The following is a 1,838-nucleotide window of genomic DNA, read 5'->3' on the forward strand; positions in this document are numbered from 1 at the left end:
GAGTCAATACTCGAACCTGATTGCCAAAATCAAGATTTGCTGTAGGCTCATCTAATATGAGTATTCTTGATTTTTGTACCAAAGCTCTAGCCATTAATACTAATTGGCGTTCCCCTCCGCTTATTTGACTGCAGCCTCTGTTTTTTAAGTGGCTAATTTCTAACCTCTCCAAAGCGTCTTCTACTAACTGAATTTGTTTCTTTCCAGGGCTAGAAATAGCAGAAACTTGTACTGAGGTACCCATTAAGACCATGTCAAATACGCTGTAATTAAAAGCAGGGTAATGAGACTGTGGAATATACGCTACGAGCTTGGCCATTTCTTCAATGCTTAAATCATTCGTTTCTACATCATTTATTTGGATTTTTCCTTGATATCCATTAAGTAGCCTCAGGATACAGCGAAATAAAGTGCTCTTCCCTACCCCATTTGGACCTAATACAGATAATAACTCTCCATCTTCTGCTACAAAACTGATATCATTTAAGATTGAGTGCTGTCCATAGCTAAAATGAAGATTCGATACTTTAATGCTCAAAAATGTTCCCCTCCTTTGGTAATCAAGTATATAAAAAACGGTGCCCCTACAAAGGCAGTGAGAATGCCTAAGGGAATTTCTGTTGCCAATAGATTTCTTGAGATATTGTCTACTAGTAAGAGAAATATCGCTCCAAATAGTATGCTACCTGGCATTAAATATATATAATTATTTCCTACAAGCTTCCTAGCGAGATGAGGGATCACAAGGCCTACCCATCCAATCATACCGCTTACAGATACACTAGCTGCAGTGACGAGAGTAGAGCAGATAATAACAATAAGTCGAATCCTTTTAGAATTAATGCCCATGGTCTTTGCCTCTTCATCTCCCATGGTAAGGACATTCATTCGCCATCTTAAGAGCATAAGTGGAATCAGACCAATAGAGATAGGTATGATTACAAATGTAATATCATTGATTTTCGCTCCAGATAAGCTACCCATAAGCCAGTAGGTTATGGCTGGAAGTTGATCATTAGGGTCTGCCACTAATTTAATAAAGGACGTTCCTGCAGAAAAAAGGGAACTTACCATAATACCTGATAAGACAAGACCTAATAAAGGATTCCCCCTCGCCTTCTTGCTGATAATGTATACTAGAATTACTGTTAAAAGACTGAAGCCAAAGGCACTTATGGTAATCATGTAGCTATTACTATAATGAAGGATCGCAAATGCTGCTCCAAAAGCTGCTCCTGCAGATGCTCCTAATACATCGGGAGCCGCCATTGGATTTTGAAAGACCCCTTGATAAGCTGCTCCTGCCGCCGCAAGGGAAGCCCCTACTAAACAAGCTAAAAGGATGCGAGGCATTCGTATATTAAAGAGCACCGTTTCCGTTCGAACTGTCCAAAAAGAATCCACAGAGTATACTTTAGAAAAAAGAATCCCTATTAACTCCTTTGTAGAAATAGGATATCGACCAAATTGAAAAGAAATAATTATGGTGAGAATAAGTAAAATCATAAGGGCAAAAACAATCATCCTTTTTTTATTGAACACTTTCAATTTTAAACCCTCCTCTCTCTCTATTGTTTTTTCCAACATTCCCATATACCAACTTTCCAATTATTAAACTTTCGTTTGCTACTTTAACAACTTTACTTAACACAAAACCATCTATAAAGCACTCTACTTATCCTATATAATCAGCAATCAACTCTGGAAGTTGATTCCGATTTTCTCTTGTAACGGTAATAAGCTTTACCTGTGGATGATTCCTTATACGGTCTGTCCATCCCCAGCTAGCTTGTTTGACCACGCCGAGAATTGGCGTTTTTTCATCTAGAGTATCTAGA

Annotated in this window: 3 protein-coding genes; all 3 read right to left on the reverse strand. The window is 38.2% G+C overall.

Features of this window, described 5'->3' with window-relative positions:
- Positions 1-538, reverse strand: a 538-nt coding sequence (locus Q7P22_RS13590; RefSeq protein WP_303864964.1) for an ABC transporter ATP-binding protein, incomplete at its 3' end; no start/stop codon positions are given.
- The gene (locus Q7P22_RS13595; RefSeq protein ID WP_303864965.1) at positions 535-1,524 is read right to left on the reverse strand and encodes an iron ABC transporter permease; all 990 of its coding nucleotides are present in this window, start codon (positions 1,522-1,524) and stop codon (positions 535-537) included. The genes Q7P22_RS13595 and Q7P22_RS13590, both read right to left, overlap by 4 nt.
- A gap of 151 nt (positions 1,525-1,675) precedes the next feature.
- On the reverse strand, positions 1,676-1,838 hold a 163-nt coding region (locus Q7P22_RS13600; RefSeq protein ID WP_303864966.1), incomplete at its 5' end, for a nucleoside-triphosphatase.

It is taken from the genome of Alkalibaculum bacchi, assembly GCF_937875145.1.
Classification (GTDB): Bacteria; Bacillota; Clostridia; order Eubacteriales; family Alkalibacteraceae; genus Alkalibaculum; species Alkalibaculum bacchi_A.